25 protein-coding genes are annotated in these 25,946 nt (G+C 69.3%); 3 read left to right on the top strand and 22 right to left on the bottom strand.

Annotated features, from left to right (window positions below; all coding sequences use genetic code 11):
* Positions 1-29: 29 nt before the first annotated feature.
* From dksA to E5CHR_RS04615, 8 genes are all read right to left on the bottom strand, one after another.
* Positions 30-947, bottom strand: a complete 918-nt coding sequence (gene dksA / locus E5CHR_RS04650) for an RNA polymerase-binding protein DksA (protein WP_232061955.1) — start codon at positions 945-947, stop codon at positions 30-32.
* Positions 948-1,175: 228 nt separating this feature from the next.
* Complete coding sequence (locus tag E5CHR_RS04645) at positions 1,176-2,225, bottom strand: CobW family GTP-binding protein (protein WP_162578595.1); 1,050 nt, start codon at positions 2,223-2,225, stop codon at positions 1,176-1,178.
* Positions 2,226-2,324: 99 nt separating this feature from the next.
* Positions 2,325-3,527: a class I SAM-dependent rRNA methyltransferase gene (locus E5CHR_RS04640; RefSeq protein ID WP_162578594.1), complete on the bottom strand. Its 1,203-nt coding sequence runs from the start codon at positions 3,525-3,527 to the stop codon at positions 2,325-2,327.
* On the bottom strand, positions 3,524-4,498 hold the full coding sequence (locus E5CHR_RS04635) for a tyrosine recombinase XerC (RefSeq protein ID WP_162578593.1): 975 nt from the start codon (positions 4,496-4,498) through the stop codon (positions 3,524-3,526). The genes E5CHR_RS04640 and E5CHR_RS04635 overlap by 4 nt, the downstream gene beginning before the upstream one ends.
* Positions 4,482-5,090 carry a YdcF family protein gene (locus tag E5CHR_RS04630; protein WP_162578592.1) on the bottom strand — a complete coding sequence of 203 codons (609 nt, stop codon included), beginning with the start codon at positions 5,088-5,090 and terminating at the stop codon, positions 4,482-4,484. The genes E5CHR_RS04635 and E5CHR_RS04630 overlap by 17 nt, the downstream gene beginning before the upstream one ends.
* Entirely contained in the window at positions 5,090-5,755 is a 666-nt protein-coding gene (locus E5CHR_RS04625; protein WP_232061954.1) for a DUF484 family protein, read from the bottom strand. Before E5CHR_RS04625 ends, E5CHR_RS04630 begins: the two co-directional genes overlap by 1 nt.
* A gap of 20 nt (positions 5,756-5,775) precedes the next feature.
* Positions 5,776-6,651 (bottom strand): diaminopimelate epimerase, encoded by an 876-nt coding sequence (dapF, locus tag E5CHR_RS04620; RefSeq protein ID WP_162578590.1) that lies wholly within the window; start codon positions 6,649-6,651, stop codon positions 5,776-5,778.
* A 36-nt stretch (positions 6,652-6,687) separates the two neighbouring features.
* Positions 6,688-7,329, bottom strand: a complete 642-nt coding sequence (locus E5CHR_RS04615; protein ID WP_232061953.1) for a 2-hydroxychromene-2-carboxylate isomerase — start codon at positions 7,327-7,329, stop codon at positions 6,688-6,690.
* 3 nt (positions 7,330-7,332) lie between these two features.
* Here E5CHR_RS04615 and E5CHR_RS04610 point away from each other — a divergent pair, with 3 nt between their 5' ends.
* Together E5CHR_RS04610 and E5CHR_RS04605 are read left to right on the top strand one after the other, a co-directional pair.
* Positions 7,333-8,871 (top strand): FAD-dependent oxidoreductase, encoded by a 1,539-nt coding sequence (locus tag E5CHR_RS04610; protein ID WP_162578589.1) that lies wholly within the window; start codon positions 7,333-7,335, stop codon positions 8,869-8,871.
* Positions 8,872-8,890: 19 nt separating this feature from the next.
* Positions 8,891-9,784 (top strand): LysR family transcriptional regulator, encoded by an 894-nt coding sequence (locus E5CHR_RS04605; RefSeq protein WP_162578588.1) that lies wholly within the window; start codon positions 8,891-8,893, stop codon positions 9,782-9,784.
* On the opposite strand, the gene E5CHR_RS04600 is transcribed toward E5CHR_RS04605, so the two are convergent.
* From E5CHR_RS04600 to E5CHR_RS04545, 12 genes are all read right to left on the bottom strand, one after another.
* A complete protein-coding gene (locus tag E5CHR_RS04600; RefSeq protein WP_162578587.1) occupies positions 9,772-10,758 on the bottom strand; it encodes a tripartite tricarboxylate transporter substrate binding protein in 987 nt (328 codons plus the stop codon). The genes E5CHR_RS04605 and E5CHR_RS04600 overlap by 13 nt on opposite strands.
* Before the next feature lie 43 nt (positions 10,759-10,801).
* On the bottom strand, positions 10,802-11,632 hold the full coding sequence (locus E5CHR_RS04595; protein ID WP_162578586.1) for an amidohydrolase family protein: 831 nt from the start codon (positions 11,630-11,632) through the stop codon (positions 10,802-10,804).
* Positions 11,625-12,500, bottom strand: a complete 876-nt coding sequence (locus tag E5CHR_RS04590; RefSeq protein WP_162578585.1) for an isocitrate lyase/PEP mutase family protein — start codon at positions 12,498-12,500, stop codon at positions 11,625-11,627. The genes E5CHR_RS04595 and E5CHR_RS04590 overlap by 8 nt, the downstream gene beginning before the upstream one ends.
* A 61-nt stretch (positions 12,501-12,561) precedes the next feature.
* Positions 12,562-13,527: a tripartite tricarboxylate transporter substrate binding protein gene (locus E5CHR_RS04585; protein ID WP_162578584.1), complete on the bottom strand. Its 966-nt coding sequence runs from the start codon at positions 13,525-13,527 to the stop codon at positions 12,562-12,564.
* Positions 13,528-13,649: 122 nt separating this feature from the next.
* Positions 13,650-14,666: a Bug family tripartite tricarboxylate transporter substrate binding protein gene (locus E5CHR_RS04580; protein ID WP_162578583.1), complete on the bottom strand. Its 1,017-nt coding sequence runs from the start codon at positions 14,664-14,666 to the stop codon at positions 13,650-13,652.
* A gap of 125 nt (positions 14,667-14,791) precedes the next feature.
* Positions 14,792-15,478 carry a hypothetical protein gene (locus E5CHR_RS04575; RefSeq protein ID WP_162583566.1) on the bottom strand — a complete coding sequence of 229 codons (687 nt, stop codon included), beginning with the start codon at positions 15,476-15,478 and terminating at the stop codon, positions 14,792-14,794.
* Positions 15,479-15,636: 158 nt separating this feature from the next.
* A complete protein-coding gene (locus E5CHR_RS04570; protein ID WP_162578582.1) occupies positions 15,637-16,851 on the bottom strand; it encodes an amidohydrolase family protein in 1,215 nt (404 codons plus the stop codon).
* Between the two features lie 2 nt (positions 16,852-16,853).
* Positions 16,854-17,831: a magnesium/cobalt transporter CorA gene (gene corA, locus E5CHR_RS04565; protein WP_162578581.1), complete on the bottom strand. Its 978-nt coding sequence runs from the start codon at positions 17,829-17,831 to the stop codon at positions 16,854-16,856.
* A gap of 106 nt (positions 17,832-17,937) precedes the next feature.
* Positions 17,938-18,702, bottom strand: coding sequence for a slipin family protein (locus E5CHR_RS04560; protein WP_162578580.1), 765 nt, complete (start codon positions 18,700-18,702; stop codon positions 17,938-17,940).
* Between the two features lie 2 nt (positions 18,703-18,704).
* Positions 18,705-20,168: an NfeD family protein gene (locus E5CHR_RS04555; RefSeq protein ID WP_162578579.1), complete on the bottom strand. Its 1,464-nt coding sequence runs from the start codon at positions 20,166-20,168 to the stop codon at positions 18,705-18,707.
* Positions 20,169-20,194: 26 nt separating this feature from the next.
* The gene (locus E5CHR_RS04550; RefSeq protein WP_162578578.1) at positions 20,195-21,526 is read right to left on the bottom strand and encodes a dihydrolipoamide acetyltransferase family protein; all 1,332 of its coding nucleotides are present in this window, start codon (positions 21,524-21,526) and stop codon (positions 20,195-20,197) included.
* A 4-nt stretch (positions 21,527-21,530) separates the two neighbouring features.
* The gene (locus E5CHR_RS04545) at positions 21,531-22,544 is read right to left on the bottom strand and encodes an alpha-ketoacid dehydrogenase subunit beta (protein ID WP_162578577.1); all 1,014 of its coding nucleotides are present in this window, start codon (positions 22,542-22,544) and stop codon (positions 21,531-21,533) included.
* 434 nt (positions 22,545-22,978) lie between these two features.
* Here E5CHR_RS04545 and E5CHR_RS04540 point away from each other — a divergent pair, with 434 nt between their 5' ends.
* Positions 22,979-23,443, top strand: coding sequence for a hypothetical protein (locus tag E5CHR_RS04540; RefSeq protein WP_162578576.1), 465 nt, complete (start codon positions 22,979-22,981; stop codon positions 23,441-23,443).
* Positions 23,444-23,481: 38 nt separating this feature from the next.
* On the opposite strand, the gene E5CHR_RS04535 is transcribed toward E5CHR_RS04540, so the two are convergent.
* Both E5CHR_RS04535 and E5CHR_RS04530 read right to left on the bottom strand, forming a co-directional pair.
* Positions 23,482-24,732 carry a 3-methyl-2-oxobutanoate dehydrogenase (2-methylpropanoyl-transferring) subunit alpha gene (locus E5CHR_RS04535; RefSeq protein WP_162578575.1) on the bottom strand — a complete coding sequence of 417 codons (1,251 nt, stop codon included), beginning with the start codon at positions 24,730-24,732 and terminating at the stop codon, positions 23,482-23,484.
* A gap of 108 nt (positions 24,733-24,840) precedes the next feature.
* Positions 24,841-25,833: a Bug family tripartite tricarboxylate transporter substrate binding protein gene (locus tag E5CHR_RS04530; RefSeq protein WP_162578574.1), complete on the bottom strand. Its 993-nt coding sequence runs from the start codon at positions 25,831-25,833 to the stop codon at positions 24,841-24,843.
* Between the last annotated feature and the right edge of the window lie 113 nt (positions 25,834-25,946).

The following is a 25,946-nucleotide window of genomic DNA, read 5'->3' as shown; positions in this document are numbered from 1 at the left end:
GCAACGACTCCCTTCGATGCCTCGGCGACTCAGTCGCCGAACATCTTCTGCTTGAGCTCCCGGCGCTGCTGCGCCTCGAGCGACAGCGTGGCGGTCGGGCGGGCCAGCAGGCGGCCGACGCCGATCGGCTCGCCGGTCTCGTCGCAGTAGCCGTAGTCGCCGGCGTCGATGCGCTGGATCGACTGCTCGATCTTCTTCAGCAGCTTGCGCTCGCGGTCGCGGGTACGCAACTCGAGCGCGTGCTCTTCCTCGATGGTGGCACGGTCGGCCGGGTCGGGCACCACCACGGTGTCCTCCCGCAGGTGCTCGGTGGTCTCGCCGGCGTTCTCGAGAATGCCGCGCTTGAGCGCTTGCAGCTTGAGCCGGAAAAAGGCCATCTGCTTTTCGTTCATGTACTCCGAGTCCGGCATGGCGATCACCTCGGCATCGGTGAGTTCCTCGACCGACTTGGTCTTCCAGTTGTTCGCGAGCTTGGGATCTTTCTTGATGGCGACCGGCGGCGGCGGCACCAGCGCGGTCTTCAAGTCCTGGACGAAGCTGGACTTGGCCGCAGTGGACGCCACCGATTGCGGCATCGAGGGCACCGTCAGCTGCGACAGCCGCGAGACGCGCCCACCGCGAGCGGGTGCCGGTGCGTTGGAGGAAGGAGTGTCGGTGGGGGTGGTCGGAGTGGTCATAGCAGGTGTCGCTGCGGCAGCGGCCGCAACCGCCTTTTTAGCGGGAATCGATGAAGGTGCGGCGGCGCGTGGACCGGCCGCCTGGGTTGATGAGGAAGCGCCTGCACCCGCCTTGGCCTTGCTCGTGGCAGAAGGCTTCGGCGGCGCGACAGGCGCGACGGTCTTGGGCGCGGAAACCTTCTTCGCGACGGACACAGCCTGCTTGGCAACCGCCGTCTTCTTGACGGCCGGCTTGGAAACGGGCTTTGCCTGGGCGACTGGTTTCTTCACGGTGACTGGCTCCTTCGACGAACTGGTACGCGCTTTCAAAGGGAGGGATCGATCCCATGGGCGCCACTGCTGCCCATGGGCGCCAGCGGCGAACCCAGGGGTTATACCCCCGAAAGCATGCCGAAAACGTGTGCCGCTCTATGCCAAAAGTCACACATCGTCCCGGCAAGGACGGTGCCTGAGCTCCGGAACAGGCGCGCGATTGTATAGAAGGTCAGCCGATCGCGGTCAGACCAGACACTGCTCCAGGCCCTGCTCCAGAATCTCGCGCGGCAGGTCGATGCCGATGAACACCATGCGGCTGTTGCGCTTCTCGTCCGGTGCCCAGGCCGGGCCGAGATCGCTGCCCATCAGCTGGTGCACGCCCTGGAAGATCACCTTGCGTTCGGTGCCCTGCATGTTCAGCACGCCCTTGTAGCGCAGCATGCGCGGGCCGTAGATGTTGACGATCGCGCCCAGAAAGTCTTCCAGCCGGGCCGGGTCGAAGGGCCGGTCGGCGCGGAAGACGAAGCTCTTCACGTCGTCGTCATGGCGATGGTGGTGGCCGTGGCCCTCGTGCTTGTGCGAGGGATGGTCGCAATGCTCGCCGTGCTCGTGATCGTGGTGGTCGTGCTCGTCTTCCTCCTTCAGGAAGTCCGGGTCGATGTCCAGCTTGGCGTTGAGGTTGAAGCCGCGCAGGTCGAACACGTCCTTCAGCGGCACGTCGCCGAAATGCACCTTCTGCTGCGGAGCGCGCGGGTTCATGTGCTTGAGGCGGTGGATCAGCGCATCGGTCTCCTCGGCCGCCACCAGGTCGGTCTTGCTGATGAAGATCTGATCGGCAAAGCCTACCTGCCGGCGCGCTTCCTGGCGATCGTCGAGCTGCTGCGGCGCATGCTTGGCGTCCACCAGCGTGAGGATCGAGTCCAGCAGATAGCTTTCGGCGATCTCGTCGTCCATGAAGAAGGTCTGCGCCACCGGGCCCGGGTCGGCCAGGCCGGTGGTCTCGATCACCACGCGGTCGAAGTCCAGCAGCCCCTTGCGCTTCTTGGCGGCCAACAGCTGCAGGGCCTCGCGCAGATCTTCGCGGATGGTGCAGCAGATGCAGCCGTTGCTCATCTGCACGATCTGCTCCTTGGACTCGGTGACCAGGATGTCGTTGTCGATGTTTTCCTCGCCGAACTCGTTCTCGATCACGGCGATCTTCTGGCCGTGCGCCTCGGTCAGGATGCGCTTGAGCAGCGTGGTCTTGCCGGAGCCGAGAAAGCCGGTGAGGATGGTCGCGGGGATCAGGGCCATGGATGCTCCGGAATGGGGACGAAGAGGAAGGCGGGAAGTTTAGCCACGTGCCCCAAGCCGCGTCCCGGCAGGGGCTAAGGCCATGAGGGACCGGATGCCTTATTTGCGCACCACGACCAGGCCTTTCAGGTACTCCCCTTCGGGGAACTCGATGGTCATCGGGTGGTCCGGCGCCGCGCCCAGGCGTTCGCTGATGTAGCCGTCCACGCCCGCATCGATGCCGGCCGAGGCCACGATCTTGTGGAACAGGTCGGCACCGATGCCGCCCGAGCAGGAGAAGGTCAGCAGCACGCCGCCGGGCTCCAGCAGCTTCAGGGCGAGGCGGTTGAGGTCCTTGTAGGCCCTGGCCGCACGTTCGGCATGGGCAACCGTCGGAGCGAACTTGGGCGGGTCCAGCACGATGGCATCGAAGCTGCGGCCCTCGTCGAGAAAGCGGCGCAAGGAGGCATTGACGTCGGCATCCAGGAACTCGGCGCGGGTCCCTTCGAACCCATTCAGCGCCACGTGCGCACGCGCACGCTGCAGGGCCGGCAGCGACGAGTCGATCGACAGCAGCTCGGCCTGGTCGAGCGCGCCCGCAGCCTGGAGCCCGGACATCGCCGCCACCGTGAACCCGCCCGTGTAGCAGAAGCAATTGAGCACCCGCCGGAAGCGCCGGTGCCGCGCCATCTCGGCGAAGCGCCCCCGGCTGTCGCGCTGGTCGAGGTAGAAGCCGGTCTTGTGGCCGGTGGCGATGTCCAGCGTGAGCTGCCAGGCGTGTTCGCGGATGACGCGCTCGGTGGGGCCGCTGCCGCGCAACCAACCGGCCGCAGGCGCCAAGCCCTCTCGCTCGCGCCCGCTCGCGTCGGAACGCTCGTAGAGCTTCTCGAGGCCGGTGACCGCCAGCAGCGCATCGGCCAGCACGCTCTTCCACCGCTCGGCCCCGGCCGACAGGAACTGCGCCACCAGCGTGTCGCCGTAGCGGTCGACGATCAACCCCGGCAGCCCATCGGCTTCGCCGTGCACCACGCGCACACCGTCGCTCGGCAGCTCGAAGCGCTCCCGCGCCGCCACTGCACGGGTCACCCGCGAGCCCATGAAGGCGGCATCGATGCGCTGCTGCTCGTCGAAGCCCCAGGCTCGCGCGCGGATCTTGGAATGCGGGCTGAAGGCCGCCCATGCCAGGAACCTGCCGTCGTCGGCTTCGATGCGCACCGTCTCGCCGGCATCGCCGCCGCCCTTGGCGATGGCCGACTCGAAAATCCAGGGATGGCGGCGCAGCAGCGAGCGTTCCTTGCCGGGGCGCAGGCGGAGTGTTTTCATTTCTTGCCGCCGTCTTCTTTCGCCCGGGCCCGCGGATGCGCCGCATCGTAGGCCTTGGCGAGGTGCTGGAAATCCAGGCGTGTATAGACCTGCGTGGTCGAGATGCTGGCGTGCCCCAGCAGTTCCTGCACGGCGCGCAGATCGCTGCTGGACTGCAGCACATGGCTCGCGAAGGAGTGGCGCAGCATGTGCGGATGCACAGGCGCGGCCAGGCCGGCCTTGAGGCTGCGCTGGCGCAGCTGGCGCCAGATGGCATGCGGCGAGAGGCGCGTGCCCGTGCGGCCGATGAAGAGCGCCGCGGCGCCCTCTGGGTCGCGCAGCCGCGCGGCCGGCAGCGCCGTACAGTCTTCGCGCCGCGCCAGCCAGGCCGCCAGCGCCTCGGCGGCCTTGGCGCCCACCGGCACGGTGCGCCTCTTGCTGCCCTTGCCGAGCACGCTGGCCTCCTGCGAATCGAGATCGACCCAGCCGCGCGCGGTGCTGCTCGCGCGCAGGTCGAGGCCGGTGAGCTCGCCCACCCGCAGGCCGCAGCCGTAGAGCAGCTCCACGATGGCGCGGTCGCGCGCCTCGGTCCAGGGATCGGCTTCCTCGTCATGCAGCTGCGCAAGTTGCACGGCCTCGTCGACCGCGAGCGCCTTCGGCAGCGGCCGCCCCGCCTTGGGCGCATGCACGTCCTGCACCGGGTTCGAGCCGACCCGCCCCTCGTGGCCGAGCCAGCGGTAGAAGCCGCGCCAGCAGGACAGCACCAGCGCGATGCCGCGCGACTCCCGGCCCGCGCTGTGCAGCTGCGCCATCCAGCGCCGCACATGCGCGGTCTGCACCTGCTCCAGAGCCAGCCCGGCGGCTGCGGCATTCGCGATCAGTGTCTCGAGGTGGATCGCATAGAGCTCGACGGTGCGGTCCGCCAATCGACGCTCGACCCGCACGTGTTCGAGGTAGCGCTCGACGAGCGGCGATTCAGTGGAGGTATCCATTGGCGGCATTGTTCACGATGGCCAGCGGCTCGCGCAACGCACCCCGGAAGGCCATGCCCCAGCGCTGCCAGCAGGAAGTCGACGCGGCGGCGTACTGCACCTCGAAGCGTTGATCGAAGCCGCCCGCGCGCGCGAGCCGCTCGACACGCCACAGGTGGTAGGGCTCGGACACGACGATCACGCGCTTCACGCCCGCCGACTCGAGCAGCGGCCGCGACAACGAGAGGTTCTCCCGCGTGGATTGCGACACCGGCTCCAGCAGCAGCGCACCTGCGTAGCCTGCGGCGCGCGCATGCTGCTGCATCACCTCAGCCTCGATGCGGCCGTCTTCCTTGTCGACCCCGCCCGAAAACACCAGCTGGCGCACCAGGCCCGCCCGCGCGAGCGCAACGGCGGCATCGACACGCCCGGTGAGGCACGGGTTGGGCCGGCCGTCGCGGTACGCGCGGTTGCCGAGCACCAGCGCGGCGTCGGCCACACGCGCCGGCGGACGCGCAAGCCGCTCGCGCGCATGCATCCACACGGTGGCGTGGACCGCGGCATAGCCCAGCAGCAACACGACGAGCGCGCCCGCCAGCGCGCGCCGCACCATCAGGAACGCAGCCGCGAGAGCGCCGCCGAGGCCAGCTCGGCGATGCGCTCCAGGAAGTCGGTGCCCATCTCGGCATTGAAGCGATGCGCATCGGGCGATGCGAGCACCAGCAGGCCGAAGGCCGGCGCCTCGGGCTCGGGCCGCAGCGGAATCAGCGCGATCGACACCGCCGCCTGCGGCTCGGCCAGCCAGCCGGCGACCTCGAAGCCGGCGTTGAGGCCGCAGTAGGGCGCGGTCAACGAAGTGGCCAGCGCCTTCATGTCTTCGCTCACCTGCTGCGCGTAGGGCTCGTGGAGGTAGCTGCTGTCGCAATCCCAGATCTTGATCGTGACCTGCGGCACCACGAACAGCGTCTCCAGGTCGCTCGCGATCCGCGTGGGCAGCGCCCGCGGATCGCGCGTGGTCAGCAGGCCGCGGGTCCAGCGCTGCAGGCGGTCGGCCGTGACGACGTTCTCGGTGCCGTGGCGCACCATGTCCATCACACGATGCTCCAGGGCCTTGATCTTCTCGCGCAGCATCTCGGCCTGGCGCTCCTGCAGGCTGACGGCGCGGTTGCCATGCGGGCTGGTGAGCTGCACCTGGGCCAGCAGTTGCGCATGGCGTTCGAAGAAGTCGGGCGTGTTCGAGAGGTAGTTGGCGATGTCGTCTTCGGTGATGGGATTCATGGCGTCTGGGTGAATGGGGTTCATGGGGCGTCGGGGACCTCGATGTCGCCCTCGAACACGGTGACGGCGGGGCCCGTCATCAGCACCGGCGCGCCGTCGCCGGCCCACTCGATGGTCAGTAGGCCGCCGTGGGTCTGCACGTCAACGCGGGAGTCAAGCCGCCCGAGGCGGATGCCGGCCACCACCGCGGCGCAGGCACCGGTGCCGCAGGCCAGGGTCTCGCCGGCGCCGCGCTCGAACACCCGCAGCCGCACATGGCTGCGATCGACGATCTGCATGAAGCCGGCGTTCACGCGCTGGGGAAAGCGCGGATGGTGCTCGATCGCAGGGCCCTGCCTTGCCACCGGCGCGGTGTCGACATCGGGCACGATCTGCACGGCATGCGGATTGCCCATCGAGAGCACTGCGACCGAGACCTTCGCGCTGTCGGCGTGCGTGCCCAGGGTCAGATGCCAGGTGTGCCAGCCGTTGTCGTGCTGCGGGTCGAGGCCGGCGGTGTCGAAGGGCACGCGCTGCGGCTCGAAGATGGGGGCGCCCATGTCGACCGTCACGCGGCCGTCGTCGCCCATCCTCGGCTCGATCACGCCGGAGAGCGTCTGCACCCGCACCTGGTCCTTGTCGGTCAGGCCTTGCTCGCGCACGAAGCGCATGAAGCAGCGCGCCCCGTTGCCGCACTGCTCGACCTCGCCGCCGTCGGCGTTGTGGATGACGTACTGGAAGTCGACGCCCTCGGCCGGCGCGGGCCGCACGCTGAGGATCTGGTCGGCACCCACGCCGAAGTGGCGGTCGGCCAGGAAGCGGTACTGCGCCGCATCCAGGCCGAGCGCGCCGCGGGTCTCGTCCAGCACGACGAAGTCGTTGCCGGCGCCCTGCATCTTGGTGAAGCGGATTCGCATCACCGGATTATCTGCCGCGCCGCGCAGTGCCTGCGGTCAGCCGCGCAGCCGGTCCAGCGCCCGGTCCAGAAAGCCCAGCCTGTCCTGCCCCCAGAAGCGCTCGCCGTCGAGGACGTAGGTCGGCGAGCCGAACACGCCCTTTTCGACCGCCTCGGCGCTGTACGCGCGGTAGGCGGCCTGCGTCTCGGCGGCGTGCTCGAGCGCCTGCAGCGCCGCGCCGTCGTAGCCGTTCTCGTCGGCCACCGAAATGCGAACCTCGGCCTTCGAGGTGTCGCGCTCCTCGGCCCACAGCGCGCGCAGCAGCGCATGCGACAGCGGCTGGGCGTCCAGCCCCTGCAGCTGGGCGGCGATCACCATCCAGCCGGCGTACTTGTTCCAGTCCGGATCGGCAGGCTTCCCCTTGGGATAGTGAGCGGGCTCCAGCACCAGGGGCATGCCCAGGAAGTCGCGCCAGCGGGCGAGTTCGAGCGCGTGATAGGTACGGCGCGCCTCCGGCCGCGTCTTGAGCGGGATGCCGCCGGTCTGTGGCACGACCGCCTGGAAGTCGTAGGGCTTGAGCACGAGGCGCACGTGGTGGCGGCGCACGATGTCCTGCAGTTGCGGGCCGCCGAGGTAGGCCCAGGGCGAGGAGAGGCTGTAGTAGCAGTCGAGGGCGATCATCTTCTGGATTATCTTCACGGCATGCCCCACGACGCCTCCCACCCCACGCTGCCGCCGGTGCCGCCACAGTTCACCACGAGTCCGCGCGACGCCGCGGCACTCGAAGCCCTGGCGCTCCGGGCGCGTGCCGACCTCGAACGCATCAACGTCCCGCCGGCCGCCTGGATGCTCCCGGCCGAAGCCGCGAGCGATGCGCAGCCGGTGCTCGACGTGCTGGTCGCCGGCGCCGGCATGTGCGGCCAGACCGCCGCCTTTGCGCTGCGCCGCGAGGGCCTGACGAACATCCGCGTGATCGACCGCGCCGCACGCGGCGAGGAAGGCCCGTGGGGCACCTATGCGCGGATGCTGACGCTGCGCAGCCCCAAGCAGGTGGGAGGGCCGGAGCTGGGCGTACCTTCGCTCTCCTTTCGCGCCTGGTACGAGGCGCAGCACGGCAGCGAGGGCTGGCAGGCGCTGCACAAGATCGGCCGCATCGACTGGCGCGACTACCTGCTGTGGGTACGCGACACCGTCGGCCTGCCGGTGGACAACGGCATCACCCTGCGCTCGGTCTCGCACGGCGACGGGGGCCGCGTGCTCTCGATCGAGCTGGAAGGCCCCGGCGGCCGGCGCGAGACCGTGCGCGCCCGCCAGCTCGTGCTGGCGCTGGGCCGCGACGGCAGCGGCGCGCCGCGCTGGCCGGACTTCCCGGCGCTGCGGCGCGACGATCCGCTGGCTGCCGGCCGGGTGTTCCACTCGGCCGATGCGATCGACTTCCCCAGCCTCGCGGGCCAGCGCATCGCCGTGCTGGGCGCCGGCGCGTCGGCCTTCGACAACGCAGGCAGCGCGCTGGAGGCCGGCGCCGCCGAGGTCCAGCTGTTCGCACGCCGGCCGCAGCTGCCGCAGATCAACAAGAGCAAGGCGGCCTCCAGCCACGGCTTCCTGCGCGGCTTCGAGGGGCTGGACGACGCGCGCAAATGGCGGGTCTACACCTACATCTTCGACGAGCAGGTGCCGCCGCCCTGGGAAAGCGTTCGCCGTTGCGACGCGCATGCGGGCTTCACGCTGCGCCTGGGCACGCCCTGGCTGGACGTGGTGCCAGGCATCGACGGCGTGACCGTCGGCCTGCCCGATGGCAGCAGCGAGCGCTTCGATGCGGTGATCTTCGGCACGGGCTTCGACGTCGACCTGCTCGACCGGCCCGAGATCGCCCGCTACACCCCCCTGATAGACACGTGGGCGCGCCACGTTCCGCCCGAAGAGGCGCGGCGCCACCCCGAGCCCGCGCGCTTCCCATATCTCGGCGCGGGCTTCGAGCTGCGTGCCCACGCCCCCGGCTCGTCGGACTCGGCTGCGGCACTGTCGCGCATGCGCCTGTTCAACTGGGGCGCCACCATGAGCCACGGCGCACTCGCCGGCGATATTCCCGGCCTCGCCATCGGCGCCACCCGGCTGGCCCAGGCGATCGCGCGCGACCTGTTCGTGGAAGACGCCGACCGCCACTGGGCGCGGCTGCAGGCGCATGACGAGCCGGAGCTGATCGCCACCCGCTGGTATGTGCCCGGCGGAAGCGCCGAATGAGGCGCCGCAGGACCCGCTGATGGACACCCGCCAGATGCGCTGCATCCTCGCGATCAGCGAGGCGGGCAGCCTCACGCGCGCGGCCGAGCAGCTGGGCATCGCCCAGCCGGCGCTCACCCAGACACTGAACCGCCTCGAGCGCGAGATCGGCACCCCGCTCTTCACGCGCACGCGGCGCGGCGCGACGCTCACCGAAGCCGGCCTTGCAGTGCTGGATGACGTGCGCGCCAGCCTCGCCCATTCCGACGCGGCGGCCGAGCGCGCACGCGCGATCGCCTCCGGCCGCGCAGGCCGGCTCACGGTCGGCTTCGTGACCCACGCCATCTACGAAGTGCTGCCGCGTGCCCTGCGCCTGGTGCGCGCCGAGCATCCGCGGCTCGAGGTGGTGCTGCGCGAGATGAGCAACGCCGAGCAGGTCGATGCGCTGGCAGGCGGGCGCATCGACATCGCGCTGCTGCACCCGCCGGTCTCCATCGAGGCGCGCGTGAACGAACTGCGCCTGGGCGAGGACCCGATGATTGCCGCGCTGCCGGCCGACTTCAAGGTGGCGGATGACGGCTGCGTGTCCTTGGCCGAGGTCGCGGAGCATGGTCTCGTCTGGTTTCCAGAGCAGCAGATCCCCGCCCTGCGCGGCCAGATGCTGGGCGCCATTCGCCGCGCCGGATTCCCGGTGCAAGTGGTGCAGGACGCGAACCGCACGCTGACGGTGCTGGCCTGCGTGGCAGCCGGCCTCGGCTGGTCGCTGCTGCCGCGCTCGGCCCGCGCGCTGCGCCACGAGGGCGTGCGCTACGCCGAGGTGCGCGACGGCGCGGGCCTTCCCGCCTTCGAGCTGTCGGCGATGTGGCTTGCGCGCTCGCGACCGACGTTCGCCGACGCGTTCGCCCAGAAACTGGGGCCGGTTCAGTCGAGCTGAAGCTTGTTCTCTTTGGCGAGCCGGCTCCATTTGGCGAGCTCGGCGCGACGGAAGGCATCGAGCTCGGCCGGGCCGGCGCCGATCACTTCGGCGCCCAGGGCCTCCAGGCGCTGGCGCACGTCTGCCTCCTTGAGCGTCGCGGCGATCTCGCTGGAGAGCCGTTCGATCACCGGCGCCGGCGTGCCCGCGGGCACGAACACGGCGTTCCACTCGTACATCTCGTAGCCCGGCAGGCCCGACTCGGCGATGGTCGGCACCTCGGGCAGCGCGGGCGAGCGCGTCTTGCCCCCGATGGCAATGGGCCGCAGCTTGCCGGCCTGGATGTAGGGCATGCCCGAGCCCAGGCTGGCAAAGAACACCGGCACCTGCCCTGCCATCACGTCCGTGAGCGCCGGGCCACCGCCCTTGTAGGCCACGTGCGTCATGCGCGTTTTCGCCATCGAGTCGAAGAGCTCGGCGGCCAGGTGCGGCGACGAGCCGTTGCCCGAAGACGCGTAGTTGACCTCGCCCGGACGCGCCCTGGCCTGCGCGATCAGGTCCTTGACGCTCCGGATCGGCGCCGCGGGATGCACCACCAGGATGTTCGGGACCTTGACCAGGAGCGACACGGGCGCGAAGTCGCGCAGCGTGTCGAAGGGCATCTTGCTGCGCAGCGCCGGGTTCTGCGCATGGTTGGACGCGTCGAGCATCACGGTGTAGCCATCGGCCGGGCTCTTGGCCACCAGTTCACCTCCGATCGCACCGCCGGCGCCGCCGCGGTTGTCGACCACGACCGGCTGGCCGAGCCGGGCCGAGAGCTTGGGGGCGAGGATGCGGGCCACCGCATCGACAGTGCCGCCGGGCGGGTAGGTCACGACCATGCGGATCGGCTTGGCGGGCCAGGACTGCGCCTGTGCGGCGAGTGCCGCCAGCAGAAGGACTGCGCCGGCAAGGGCGCGGGGGACGACTCGCGTGAAGCGTGGCCGATGGGGCATCTTTGTCTCCTTCGCGCCCTGCAGGGCGCCTCTCGTCGTGTGATCAGGCGAAGCGGAACAGCGCCGCGGGCGTGTCGACCAGGATGCGACGGCGCGCGTGTTCATCCTGCACCCAGTCGGCCAGTGCCCGCCAGGTGGTCCCGAAGTCCGCCAGTGCCTGGTGTTGTGTATGCGGCCAATCGCTGCCCCAGAGCAGGCGCCCGGCGCCGAACGCCTGCAGCAGCGATTGCGCCGCGGCCCGGGCGGCGCTTCCGCGCGGGTCGGGCCAGCTGCGGTAGGCCGCGGCCAGCTTGACCCACACGCGCTGCGTGGCGGCGCTGTCCAGCAACCATGCAAAACCTTCGTCGTCGGCGAGCACCTTGCCGGGGCGGCCGAAATGGTCGACCACCAGCTTGCAGCCGGCATCGACGATCGGCTGGCCGGCCCGCCGAAGGTCGTGCGATTCGCGATGCAGCTCCACATGCCAGTCGAGTGCGCGCACGCGCTCGAACAGGCGGCGCCACTCAGCGCTCGCGAAATCCGGAATGGGCAATCCCACGAGGTTGAGCCGGATGCCGCGGACGCCCTGCCGGTCCAGGTCCGCCAGCGCCTCGTCGCCCAGCGTGGGCTCGATGATCACGACGCCGCGCAGCCGCTGCGGGCACGCACGCAGCGCATCGAGCAGAAAGCCGTTGTCGGTGCCCAGGAAGCTCGGCTGGACCAATACGCCGTGCGAGACCGCATGCGCATCGAGCAACGCCAGGTAGTCGGGCAAGAGGGCGTCGTAGTCCGGCGCATGGCGGTGCACCGGGGCCAGCGGCAGGCCGCGCCGGAACACGTGGGCGTGGCTGTCGATCGCGCTGATCGCGAGGGGTGCGCTGGCCGGCTCAGGCATAGCGCCGGTCGAGGGCGTCGTACTCGTTCTTGCGCACCAGCGCCTGGCGCTCGGCGAAGGTGGCGACCAGGCCGCTCGCCTCGTCGAGCCGGCCGCCGTCGCGCAGGGCCTGCAGCGCCTGCGTCATGCCGCGCACGGCGCCCTGCAGCGCGGCGTTGGCATACAGCACCAGGCCGAAGCCCATGGCACCGAACTCCGCCGCGTCCAGCGTGGGCGTCTTGCCGCCGATCACCACGTTGACCACCTGGGGGCAGGCCAATTCGCGCGGGATGCGGCGCAGCGCGTCCAGCGACTCGGGCGCCTCGACGAAGGTGATGTCGGCGCCGGCTTCGGCATAGGCGGCGGCGCGCGCGATGGCGGCATCGATCCCCTCGACCGCAGCGGCGTCGGTGCGCGCGATCACCAGGAAATCGGCATGCGCTCGTGCGTCGACCGCCGCCTTCACCTTGCCCAGCATCTCGTCGCGCGCGATCACCGCCTTGCCCTCGAAGTGTCCGCACTTCTTGGGACTGACCTGGTCTTCCAGCTGAATCGCGTTGGCGCCCGCGCGCTCCAGCGTGCGCACCGTGTGCTGCACGTTGAGCGCGTTGCCGAAGCCGGTGTCTGCGTCGACGACGATCGGCAGCTTCACCGCGTCGCGCAGCGCGGCCGTGTGCTGTGCCAGGTCGCCCAAGTGGACGAAGCCCAGGTCCGGGATGCCGTAGAAGGTGTTGGTGAGCCCTGCGCCGCTGAGGTAGACGGCTTCGAAGCCCAGTTCCTCGATCACGCGCGCGGCCAGTGCGTTGGCCGCGCCCGGCACGACGAGGCCGCGCTTCGCCGCGACCTTCCGGCGCAGCAGGGTGCCCGGGTGGATGGTGTTGTCGGTCATCGGAGTACCTCGCCTTCGGCTGCGGTGCTATTCGCCCTCGGAGCGGCCGTGCGGCTCATACTCATTCGTCCTTCATGCCGGTGGCCTTGACCACCGCGCCGAGGCGGGCACGCTCGGCATCGACGAACTGCACGAAGGAGGCGCGCGTGCCGCCGACGGGCTCGATGCCCATGCCTTTGAGCTTCTCGGCGATGGCCGGCGTCTTCATGGCGGCGTCGATGGCTGCGCTCATCTTGTCGAGCACTGCGTCGGGTGTCCCGTGAGGCGCATGCACGCCGGCCCAGTGGGCGATGCGAACGTCGGGGAAGCCCTGCTCCGCGGCAGTGCTCAGCTGCGGGTAGGCCGAGATGCGCGTGGTCCAGGTATTGGCCAGCGCCTTCAGCTTGCCGCTCTTGAGGTAGGGCAGCGCGACGATGCTGGCCTCCGAGGTGGCCTCGACCTGCTTGCCGAGCACCGCCGTGATCGATTCCGATCCGCTCTTGTAGGGGACCAGGTCGAGCTTGGCGCCGTACTTCGTCTCCAGCATGCCCTCGACGAAATGCGGTGTGCTGCCGGTTCCCGCCGTGGCCCAGTGGAAGCCAGGCCCCGCCTTGGAGGCGGCGATGAACTCCTTCAGGTTGTTGTAGGGCGCATCGGCCGGCACCAGGATCACCGAGGGCGCGAGGCCGATCATGCTGACGGGCACCAGGTCGGTGTCCTTGTAGGGCATGTTCTTCTTGATCATGCTGTTCGAGATCACGCCCGCGGCGCTCACCAGGAAGGTGTAGCCGTCGGGCGGACTCTTGGCAACGATATCGGCGCCCAGCGTGGCGCCGGCGCCGGGCTTGTTGTCGACGACGATGGGCTGGCCCAGCGCCTTGGAGGCACCGTCGGCCGCGGCTCGCGCCATCAGGTCGTTGGCTCCGCCGGCCGAGAAGGGCACGACCAGGCGGATCGGCTTGGCAGGCCACCCCTGCGCGGAGGCGCCGCTAGCGGCGAGAAGAGCGGCAAGGCCGGCCAGAAGGGCCTGGCGACGGGAGGGATGCATGACGGGTCTCCAGGGGTGTGGGTATGCCTGGAAGTATGGGCAAACGCCGGCCCAAGCAGAATGCCCCCCGCCGTTGCTTTTGCATAAGCGACGGTTATGGCCCGCCCCGGCCTTCGCCAGGACTACCCCTCCGACCGGATGCCCCGCATCAAGATCACGCCACCCAGCTGGGACGTGTCGGTCCGCATGCGATAGGCCAACGCCTGCGGCGTCCCGGCCTCGCTCTGCCAGCCGGCCTTCAGCAACTGCCCCTGGATTTCGGGGGCGTGCAGGACCTCGCCCAAAGCGGCATTCAGGCGCGCCACCGCCGGCTTCGCCATGCCGGCCGGCGCCGCGAGCGCGGTCCAGATCTCGAGGTCGGCGCCACGCACCTCGGCCTCGCGCAGGGTGGGCAACTCCGCGAAGAGCGGGCTGCGCAGTGGCGAAGTCACGCCGATGGCCTTGAACTTGCCCGAGGCCACATGCGGCCTGGCGAGTCCGGGCGGCAACAGCGCCAATTGGATCCTGCCGGCGAGCATGGCCTCGATCACCTGCGGGTTGCCGTTGAAGGGGACGTGTTGCGGCGCGATGCTGGTGCGGGTCTTCAGGAGCTCCATGCCCAGATGGCCCACGGTGCCGATCCCCGGGGTGCCGTACCTGCCCCTGTCGCCCAGGTTGCGTGCCCACAGCAGCAGCTCGGCGGGCGTCTTGCCCACCGCCTCGCCGGAGGTCGCCAGCACCAGCGGGGCGGTGCCGATCAGCCCGACTGGCGCGAAGTCTTTCTCGGGGTCGAAAGGCGTGGCCGGGTTGAGCAGCTTGGCGATCGTGAGGTTGCCATTGATCAGGGCGCCGATGGTGTGGTCGTCCTGCGCCTTCGCCACCAGGCTGGCGGCCACGTTGCCGCTGGCGCCGGGCTTGTTCTCGACGATGACGGGCTGGCCCAGCTGCCTGGCCAGCGGCTCGGCGATGGCCCGTGCCGCCAGGTCGGGGGATGCACCGGCGGGAAAGCCGACCAGGACGCGGACCGGCTGGGTCGGCCAGGCGCCTGGCATTGCGCCGGCCCGGGCAGCACGGGGCGGTGAAAGAGTCTGCTGGGCCCAGGCGGGGGTAACGCACAAGGAGGCGGCCACGCCTTGGAGCAGGCGGCGTTTGCTGATCATGGAAAGCCCTGGAAGTGTTGCAAATGTCGGTAACTGGAAGTTACGCGAGCGCTTGCAGCAGCGCAAGACAACCAAATGCTTCACCGGCCCTGTTGCCGGCCTTCCCTGCCAGGTCGAACCGGTATTTAACGCGGCCGCAGCGAGAGCCGCACCGTCGCGCCGTCGACCGTCACCTCATAGCCCAGGCCGTCGGCCAGTGCCTGGAATGCCACGGCGTCGATCGCCAGCTTGCGCGGCGCGCGCAGCTCACCCGCCATGGGCCCAGGATCGGCCGAGACGGAATCGCCAGGGCTGGCGACGAAGCGCAGGCCTTCGGGCCCGTCGGGCTCGACGCTGATCGCGCCGAGCCGCTGCGTGTTGTCATGCAGGTAACCGAGCGCGCCCAGCACCATGTAGCGCAATGCCGCGCCTTCCGGAAAGCGTGGCTCGTCGGGGTTACCCGACGCCAGCGCTTCGTTCACGTTCAATCGGATGCCATGCAGCTCGTAGGCCGCGCGCATGAGCGACGTGCAGCGCTGCACCAGCGCGCTGCGCGTGATGCCCTCGTCGCTCGCCGCCAGCTCCCAGTCGCGCAGCGAGCGAACGCCGTTGGCCAGCGCGTCGACCTGCTCGGAAATCGATTGGAACTGCTGCTCCCAAGCGCCGTCGTCGGCCGTCGCGGCGGCGGCCCGATGACGAAGGAGCAGCAGGCTCATGCGTATCACCGACAGCGGCGCCGCCATGTCGTGGCGCAGGGCCGGCAGGGCGCGCGTGAGCAATTCGTGGCGCACACCGGCGACGATCCAGCTGCTGGCTCCAGGCGAGGCTTTCACTTTCAATCGATGGTTTCCGCGAATTGAGGGCTCCGAAGTATGGGCGTGCTCCCGAGCTGAGCCATGTAGGAGGAGAGCTTTTGCTCCGGCGAGTGCTTCCACTTGGAGCTCTCGGCAAGCGCGGCGAGGGCTTGTCGATACGCGGCGCGCGTCAGCCCTCACGCACTGACCGCGTCGGCCAGGAGCGCCCCGCCACGCGCCACGACGCGCCCGCCCGAGACCACGAGCCGCCGCGGCGGCCGCGCCACCACGGCTTGCGCGACGGTCTGCGCCTCGACCAGCACCAGGTCGGCACGGCAGCCGGGCGCCAGGCCGTAGGCATCGAACCCGCAGCCGCGCGCGCCCGCCTCGGTGACGCAGTCGAGCGCAATCGCCAGTTCCTCGTCGCGCCGCAGGTTGTAGCGCAGGCCGAGCAGCATCGCCCGCTCCAGCATGTCGGGGCTGCCGTAGGGCGTCCAGGTGTCGCGAATGCCGTCGTTGCCGCCCAGCACCGTCACGCCGGCGCGCCGGCAGGCCAGCAGCGGCGGCACGGCGCGCGCGGCCGGCGCGCTGGTGATCAGCACCACGCCCAGATGCGCCATGCGCGCCAGCAGCGCCTCGCACTCGCGTTCGGGCAGATCCCCCAGGCAGAAGCCGTGGCTGATGGCGACCCGGCCCTGCAGACCCAGCGCAGCCGTGCGGTCCAGGATCAGCGCCAGGGAAAAAGCGCCCATTGCGCCAGGCTCGTGCAGGTGGATGTCGAGCGGGCGGCCGTGGCGCTGCGCCAACTCGAACAGCGTGTCCAGCGAACGCACCGGGTCGCCGTCGATCGCGCAGGGGTCCAGGCCGCCGAGCACGTCGGCGCCCTGCGCCAGCGCCTCGTCCAGCAGCTGCGCAGTGCCCGGGCGCCCCAGCAGGCCGGACTGAGGGAAGGCCACGATCTGGATCTGCTGCACGTCCTTCATCGCGTCGCGGGTGCGCAGCACGCCATCGAGATGGCGCAATCCGGCCTCGGTGTCGACGTCCACATGAGTGCGCAGCCGCGTCGTGCCCAGCGCCAGGAAAGCCTTGGCCAGGGCCAGCGACTGTGCCGCCGCGTCATGGCCGCTGGCTTGGCGAAAGGTACGTTCGTTGTCGATGCGGTCGATGAGCCGCGGGCCGACCTCGTTGCGGTACCAGTCCAGGCCCCACATCGTCTTGTCGAGGTGGGTATGGCCCTCGACGAGGCCGGGCAGCAGCAGTGCGCCGCCGCCCTCCTCCACCACGCAGCCCGGCGCGGCCTCGAGCGCGGGGCGCAGGGCCGCGACACGGCCCTCCTGCACCAGCACGTCGACGGCGGCGCCGCCGAGCGGACGAACATTGCGCAGCAGCAGCGGGGGAAATGCCCGGGGCATGACTAGACCCAGCCTGCTCGCCGGAACCGGTAATAGAGGATGCCGCAGAGGCTCGCGATGAGACCCAGCGCAGCCCAGTAGCCATAGCGCCACTTCAGCTCGGGCATGTATTCGAAGTTCATGCCCCAGATGCCCGCGAAGGCCGTGCAGACGGCAAAGATCGCCGCCCACGCGGCAAAGCGCTTGGTGACCTCGTTGTCCTCGATGGTGACCATCGAAAGGTTGACGTGGATCGCGGTGCCGATCGTCTCTCGAATCGCATCGATGGAGCTGTTGATGCGGCCGAGGTGGTCCACCACGTCGCGAAAGTACTCCTGAGTGCCGGCGCAGATCTGCGGGACGCGCCCGCCATGCAGCTTGCTGGTGCCCTCGAGCAGTGGCGCAACGGCGTGCTTGAGCAGCGTCAGGCGCTGCTTGAGCTCGTAGAGCTGCTTGATGTTCTCGCGGGACGAACCCTTGGTGAAGATGCGCTGCTCGATGTCCTCGAGCTCGACCTCGAAGGCATCGATGACGGGGAAGTACCGGTCGACCACGGCATCCATCAGCGCATAGAGCACGAAGCCCGGCCCGTTCTTCAGCAGCTCGGGCTCGCGCTCGCAGCGCTCGCGCACCTCGACGAAGCCATGGTCGCTGCGGTTGCGCACCGAGACCACGTAGTTGCGGCCGACGAAGACATCGAGCTCGCCCACGGACAGCTCGGAGGTGCCGGCCGCCGCGCCGGACTCCAGCAGGTGCATCACGACGAACAGCGAATCCGCGTACTCCTCGACCTTGGGCCGCTGGTGGCCGTGCTGCGCATCCTCGACCGCCAGCGGATGCAGGCCGAACTCCTCCTGCACCTCCGCCAGCTCCTGCGCGGATGCGTCGCGCAGCGCGACCCAGACGAAGCAGCTGGGCAGCGAGGCATATTCGCTGATCTGGGAAACGGGAATGTCGGCCAGCTTGGTGCCGTTCTCGTAGACGACGCAGTTGATGAGCATGCGAGGGCCAGGCAGAGAGAGAGAAAGAAGGACGCGGCATCTTGCCACGCGACGGGACTGCCGGCCCTGGCCACGCCCGGCGCCCCCGGAACGCCCCTCGAGTTGGCTATTTGCGCAGCGACTGCAACAGCGGCCCGACGATGTCCAGCGGCAGCGGAAAGATGATGGTCGAGTTCTTGTCCGCCGCGATCACCGTCAAGGTTTCCAGGTAGCGCAGCTGCAGCGCCTGCGGCTCCCGCGCCAGGATCTCCGCCGCTTCGGCCAGCTTGACTGAAGCCTGCAGTTCGCCTTCGGCATGGATCACCTTGGCCCGGCGCTCGCGCTCGGCTTCGGCCTGGCGCGCGATGGCGCGCACCATGTTCTCGTTGAGGTCCACGTGCTTGATCTCGACATTGGTCACCTTGATGCCCCAGGCGTCGGTCTGCGATTCCAGCGTCTTCTGGATGTCGAGGTTGAGGCGCTCGCGCTCGGCCAGCAGGTCGTCGAGCTCGTGCTTGCCCAGCACCGCCCGCAGCGTGGTCTGCGCCAACTGGCTGGTCGCCTCGAAAAACTTCTCGACCTGGATGATGGCCTTCTCCGCATCGACCACCCGGAAGTAAAGCACCGCGTTGACCTTCACCGAGACGTTGTCGCGCGTGATCACGTCCTGGCTCGGGATGTCCAGCACCATCACCCGCAGGCCCACGCGGACCATCTGCTGGATGCCGGGGATCAGGATCACCAGACCGGGTCCCTTGACCTTCCAGAAGCGGCCGAGCTGGAACACCACCCCGCGCTCGTACTCGCGCAGGATGCGCAGCGAGGCGGCGGCGAGCAGCACCGCCAACACCACGACGAGAAGAGCGAGCGCAACGCCGAGATTGAAGAACATGTTCAGACCTTCCGGGCGGACTCCTGGCCCTCCGGCGCCACCTGCAGCGCGCCGCCCTGCACGCCGCTGACCCGCACCCGCCGGCCCGCGTACAGGTCGCCCGCGCCGGTGACGCGCCAGTAGTCGCCCTGGATCTGCGCCCAGCCCTCGCCGTCGGCGAACTCGACGAGCTCGCCTGTCGTGCCCACCAGCGTCGTCACGCCGCTGACCACCGGGCGCCGGTTCGCCCTCGCCGCCATTCCTGCGACCAGGATGATGAAGAGCGCCGAGACGGCGCTGCTCAGCGCGATCACCCAGAGCGGCACGCCGAAGCCCGGCACGTCGTTGTCGATCAGCAGCACTGCGCCGAAAGCGAAGGCTGCAATACCGCCCAGCCCGAGCGCGCCGAAGCTGGGCAGGAAGGCCTCCGCGATCAGGAAGGCCACGCCCAGCAGGATCAGTGCGAGCCCGGCGTAGTTGACGGGCAGCATCTGCAGGCCGAAGAGCGCCAGCATCAGGCTGATCGCACCCACCACCCCGGGCAGCACGAAGCCGGGGCTGGAGAACTCGAACAGCAGGCCGTACACGCCGATCATCAGGAGGATCAGCGCCAGGCTGGGTTCGGTGATCACCGACAGCAGGCGGCTGCGCCAGTCGGCCTCGAACACCAGCAGCTGCGCGCGCTGCGTGGCGAGCCGCACGGTGCCGCGCTCCATCTCCACGTCGCGCCCGTTGACCTGCATCAGCAGGTCGGCCACATCCTGCGCGACGTAGTCGACCACCCGCTTTGCCCGGGCCTCCTGTGCGGACAGGCTGACCGATGCGCGCACCGCCTGCTCGGCCCACTCGGCGTTGCGATGGCGCAATTGCGCGAGGCTGCGGATGTAGGCCGAGGCGTCGGACAGGCGCTTGGCGGTCATGGCATCGGCCGCCTTCTCGCTGCCGGCGCCCTGGTCGCCCTTCTCGCCCTTTTCGCCCTTTTCGCCCTTGTCGTCCTTGTCGTCCTTGTTTGCAGGCTTGGTATCCGGGCGCCCCGGCATGCCGATGGCCACGGGCGTCGCGGCGCCGAGATTGGAGGCCGGCGCCATCGCGGCGATGTGGCTGGCATAGAGGATGTAAGTGCCGGCACTGGCGGCCCGCGCACCATTGGGTGCGACGAAGGTCGCGACCGGGACGCGGGAGGCGAGGATGTCCTTCACGATGCTGCGCATCGAGGTGTCGAGCCCGCCGGGAGTGTCGATCTGGAGCACCGCGAGCTTCGCATCCTTGGCGGCTGCAAGCGCGAGACCACGGTGCACGTAGTCGGCGGCGGCAGGCCCGATCGCGCCTTCGAGCTGCATGAGGACCACGAGCCGCGGCGTCGTGACGGCGGGAGACACGGCTTCAGCGCTGGCCGCTGCCCCGTGCGCCAGGAGGACCAGTCCCATCAACCATGTTCTGGCGGACCCCATGCGGCGGATTCTAGGAGGGGGCTGCTGCGGTGGCATACGCTCGCAAACCCTCGCGCTCCTGCTCAGCCGTCGATGAAAAGCAGGGCGGGAGACTCGAGCGCGGCCCGCACCGCCTGCACGAATTCGGCCGCGAGCAGGCCGTCGATGACCCGGTGGTCGAAGGAGCAGGACAGGTTCATCATGCTGCGCGGCTGCATCGTGCCATCGCGCACGACGGGCCGCTGCACGATGCGGTTGACGCCCACGATCGCCACCTCGGGCTGGTTGATGATCGGCGTCGAGGCGATGCCGCCGAGCGCGCCCAGGCTGGTGATGGTGATGGTGGAGCCGGTCAGTTCGTCGCGCGTGGCATGGCCGGCGCGCGCGGCGGCCGCAAGGCGTGCAATCTCGGCCGCGCTCGACCACGGATCGCGTGCCTCCGCGTGGCGCAGCACCGGCACCATCAGGCCGGCCTCGGTCTGGGTGGCGATGCCCACATGCACTGCACCATGGCGCGTGAGCACGCCGGCCTCGTCGTCGAAACGGGCATTGACCTGCGCGTGGCGCTGCACCGCGAGCACCACGGCACGCACCAGCAGCGGCAGCAGCGTCAGGTGCGGGCGCTCGCCGGCCCACTTTTCGTTCAGCGCGGCACGCAGGCGCTCGATCTCGCCCACGTCGATCTCCTCCACGTAAGTGAAGTGCGGGATGCGTCGTGCCGAGTCCTGGGTGCGCTGCGCGATGCGGCGGCGCACGCCGGTGATGGGCACGGCTTCCTCGTCGTGGCGCTCGACGCCGCGCGGCGCGCCGGCGGGCTGCGGCGGCGCGTGCGGCGCACCGGGGTGCCGGGCCCGCCAGGCGTCGAGGTCGGCCTGCACGATGCGCCCGGCCGTGCCGCTGGCCGTGATCTGCCGCAGGTCGACGCCGAGTTCCCAGGCCCGGCGGCGCACTGCGGGCGAGGCAATGGGCCGCTCGCCTGCCGGCGCGTGCGCCTGTGTTTTCGGCGGCGAGGGCGAGGGCGAGCGCGTAGCTGCAGGTGCAGGTGCAGGTGCAGGTGCAGGTGCAGGTGCGGGTGCAGGCGCAGGCGCGGGGGCAGGTGGAGGCGCCGGCACCGGTGGGGGACCCAGCGTGGGGCCTTCCGTCTGCGTGGCGGCCACCTCGGCGTGGCCTCGGCCCTCCACCTCGATGCGTATCAGCTCCGCACCCACCGCGATCAGCTGGCCCACCGTGCCGCCCAGCGCGATCACCTTGCCTGCCACGGGCGACGGAATCTCGACCGTGGCCTTGTCGGTCATCACATCGGCCACCACCTGGTCTTCGGCCACGGTCTCGCCCGGCTGGACCCACCAGGCGACCAGCTCGACTTCGGCGATGCCTTCGCCGATGTCCGGTACCTTGATCGCGAGCTCGCCCATTCGATCAGTCCTCCATCACGCGCTGGAAGGCGGCGCCGACGCGCGCCGGGCCGGGGAAGTAGGCCCATTCCTGCGCGTGCGGGTAGGGCGTGTCCCAGCCGGCCACGCGCTCGATCGGCGCCTCGAGGTGGTAGAAGCAGTGCTCCTGCACCAGTGCCGCGAGCTCGGCGCCGAAGCCGCTGGTGCGCGTGGCCTCGTGCACGATCACGCAGCGGCCGGTCTTCTTCACCGACGCGACGAGCGTGGGCAGGTCGAGCGGCCACAGGCTGCGCAAGTCGATGATCTCGGCGTCGATGCCGGTCTCGCGCGCAGCGGCCTCGCAGACGAAGACCATCGTGCCGTAGGTGAGCGCCGTGAGCGCACTGCCGGGCCGGAACACCGCGGCCGATTCCAGCGGAACCGTGTAGTAGCCCTCGGGCACTTCGCCCAGGGGGTGCTGCGACCAGGGCACCAGCGGCCGGTCGTGATGGCCGTCGAAGGGGCCGTTGTAGAGGCGCTTGGGCTCCAGGAAGATGACCGGGTCGTCGTTCTCGATCGAGGCGATCAGCAGGCCCTTGGCGTCCCGCGGGTTGGAGGGCATCACCGTGCGCAGCCCGCACACGTGCGTGAACAGTACCTCGGGGCTCTGGCTGTGCGTCTGCCCGCCGTAGATGCCGCCGCCGCAGGGCATGCGGATGGTGATGGGCGCGAAGAAGTCGCCCGCCGAGCGATAGCGCAGCCGCGCGGCCTCGGACACGATCTGGTCGTAGGCGGGATAGAAGTAGTCGGCGAACTGCACCTCCACCACCGGCCGCAGACCATAAGCGCCCATGCCGATGGCCGAGCCGACGATGCCGCCTTCGGAGATCGGCGCATCGAAAACCCGCGAGCGGCCGTATTTGGCTTGCAGGCCCTCGGTGACGCGGAAGACGCCGCCGAAGTAGCCCACGTCCTGGCCGTAGATCACGACGTTGTCGTCGCGTTCGAGCATCAGGTCCATGGCGGAGCGCAGGGCCTGGATCATGGTCATGGTGGGCATGGGGGGGTGTCCGGGTTCTGGGCTTTGTTCTGGGCTGTGGTCTGGTCTTTGTTCCGGGCTTTGTTCTTCAGGGGTAGCGTCGGGGCGAGTCGATACGGCGCGCTTTGTTCGAGGCCGGAGCCGGGGCGTCGTCCCGGCAGCCGAGTCACTTTCTTTTGCTTCGCCAAAAGAAAGTAACCAAAGAAAAGGCGACCCCGCTGGCCGCGACCCTCCGCTTCGCTACGGGCAACCTGCGGTGCTCGCTTTTCGCGGGGTCCGCGCAAACTCGCTTCGCTCAAACACGCGCGGCCCTGATCCGCGAAAAGCTCCGCTCCTCGGCGCGGCCAGAGGGGACTTGGAATCCAACGCGCCATGGCGCGTCCTTGTGTGGTTTGCAGATGAGCGTCAGCCCTGGGCCCCAACTTACGCCGACTCTCGCTCGAACGCAGATGCACATGCACATACTCGTGCTCGTGCTCGTGCTCGTGTTCGTGTTCGTGTTCGTGTTCGTGTTCGTGTTCGTGTTCGTGACGATGTCCATGCTCGTCCATGTACGCAAGCACCTGTCCCAGGCCTCGCGCAGCGAGGCCGTTGGCGGCCGAGCGAAGCAATGGCCCGTCCCAATCCCCTCTGCGCGTGCCGAGGAGCGCAGCTTCAGGCGGGAAAAGGGCCGCGCGTGTTTGAGCGAAGCGAGTTTGCGCGGACCCCGCCTGAAGCGAGCACCGCAGGTTGCCCGTAGCGAAGCGAAGGGTCACGCGCAGTGGGGTCGCCTTTTCTTTGGTTACTTTCTTTTGGCGAGACAAAAGAAAGTGACTCGGCTGCCGGGACGACGCCCCGGCTCCAGCCTCACAACAACCACACCGCCAAAACAAGCGCCCAGTGCCCCCACCCCAACCCTCTCCCGCAAGCGGGAGAGGTAGCAAGAGAGGAAGAGAAAGCAAAGACGTGCTCACCGACATCATCCTTTCTGGAACCGCGCAAGTTGCCTCCGCTGTTCCTGCAGATGCGGCGGCATGGTCTGGTAGACGTCCTCGAACATCGCCGCCGCCCCGAACATATGTCCGTCGACCAGCGACCCGTAGCGCTCCGCCTCCTTCACCGCCGCGCTCACCTCGCTTTCGAGTTCCGACTGCGCCTTCCGGTGCTCCTCCTCGGACCATGCCCCGATCAAGCGCAGATGCTGGGCAAGCCGCGCGATCGGGTCCCCCAGCGGGAAGTGCTGCCAGTCATCGGAAGGCCGGTAGCGCGAAGGATCGTCCGAGGTGGAATGAGCCCCTGCCCGGTAGGTGACCCACTCGATCAGCGTCGGCCCGAGATTGCTGCGCGCCCGCTGCGCCGCCCAGCGAGAAGCCGCGATCACCGCGAGAAAATCGTTGCCGTCCACGCGCAGCGAGGCGATGCCGCAGCCGACGCCGCGCGCTGCAAAAGTGGTGGCCTCGCCGCCCGCGATGGCCTGGAAGGTGGAAATCGCCCACTGGTTGTTGACCACGTTGAGGATCACCGGCGCGCGGTACACGTGCGCAAAGGTCAGCGCAGTGTGGAAGTCGGACTCGGCCGTCGCGCCGTCGCCGATCCAGGCCGAGGCGATGCGCGTGTCGCCCTTGATCGCCGAGGCCATGCCCCAGCCCACCGCCTGGATGAACTGCGTGGCCAGGTTGCCCGAGATCGAGAAGAAGCCGGCACGCTTCATCGAATAGCACACCGGCAACTGCCGGCCCTTGAGCGGGTCGCGCTCGTTGGACATCAGCTCGCAGATCAGGTCCACCATCGGCACATCGTCGCGCGCGAGCAGGAGTCCCTGTTGGCGGTAGGTGGGAAAGCACATGTCGCCCTGCTGGAGCACCAGCGCATGGCCGGTGGCGATGGCCTCTTCGCCCAGGCACTGCATGTAGAAGGAGATCTTCTTCTGCCGCTGCGCGATCAGCATGCGCGCGTCGAAGGTGCGCGTCTTCATCATCGCGAGCAGGCCGCGCCGCAGCAACGCCGGGTCCGCATCGGGCGCCCATGGCCCGATGGCGCGGCCTTCGTCGTCGAGCACGCGCACCAATGTGTAGGCCAGGTCGCTGGTGTCGGCCGGCGTGGCCTCCACCGGCGGCCGCCGCACTTCGCCGGCACGCGAGAGATGCAGGTAGGAGAAGTCGGTCTCGTGGCCCGGCCGGCCGGTCGGCTCGGGCACGTGCAGACGAAGAGGGGATGCGCCCTGGCTCATCGCGTTGTCTCCGCGTTGTCGTGAACCAAAGCCTAGCGAATTTTCGGCGCCGGCGCAGCCGGTCAACGTCGCGACGTCTTTCCCTGGCAGCCACCGGCGGTGGCGCGCTCAATCGATACTGATCCTCGCCGCTTTCGCGACCTCGGCCCACTTCACGCGATTGGCATGAACCGTCTGCTTGAACTGGGCCGGCGTCTCGATGCGCACCGTATTGCCCTGCGCCTCGAACTTCTCGCGGATCTCCGGCTGCTCCAGCACGGCGCTGATCGCGGCGTTGAGCTTGTCGACGATGCGGGCGTCGGTGCCCTTGGGTGCGAACACGCCGAACCAGATCGAGCTGTCGAAACCCTGGGTGCCCGGAAGGCCGCTGGACGCGATGGTCGGCACCTCCTTGACTGCCGCGACCGGCTTGGCGGTGGTCACGCCCAGCAGCCGCACCTTGCCCGCCTTGTACTGCGGCAGCACGGTCTGCACCTGGTTCATGATGCAGCAGGTTTCGCCGCGCACGACCGAGGTGATGGCCTCCGGCCCGCCCTTGTAGGGGACGTGAATCATCTCCAGGCCCAGGCGCGCGTTGAACTCGGCAAAGGCCATGTGGGTGCCCGCCCCGTTCCCGGTCGAGGCGTAGTTGTACTTCCCGGGGTTGGCCTTGACCCGCTCGACGAACTCCTTGAGCGTCTTGACGTCGATCACCTCGGGATTGATGGTGAGCACGTTCGACACATCGAGCACCGGCGCCACGGGCACGAAGTCGGCCTCGACATCGAAGGACAGCTTCTTGTAGAGCGCAGCGTTGCTGCCGTGGGTGGCGGCGGTGCCGAAGGCCAGCGTGTAGCCGTCGGGCTTCGCGCGCGCCACGTACTCGCTGGCGATGTTGCCGGCGGCGCCGGACTTGTAGTCGATCACCACGGGCTGGCCGAGCTTCTGCGACAGCGGTTCCTGGATGGTGCGCGCCACCACGTCCACGCCCGAGCCGGCGGGGAAGCCCATGATCAGCGTGACCGGCTGTTGCGGCCAATCGGCCTGGGCAAAGGCAAGGGGCGCCGCCAGCGCGAGGCCGGCAAGGGCAAGGAACGGGCGACGGGAGCGGAAAGCGGGCATGGCGGTCCTCGTAGACAGGAATGGAGCGACCGAGCATTGTGGCGTGCAGATCATCGGAGCACTTTCCTGCTGCGCACTGCGGTGCGAGCGCCTTCGGGCGGCCGGGCGGCTGG

The sequence above is a fragment of the Variovorax sp. PBS-H4 genome (assembly GCF_901827205.1).
Taxonomy (GTDB): domain Bacteria; phylum Pseudomonadota; class Gammaproteobacteria; order Burkholderiales; family Burkholderiaceae_C; genus Variovorax.
Note: the sequence above shows the minus strand (reverse complement) of the source record. Positions and strands in the feature narration are given on the sequence as shown.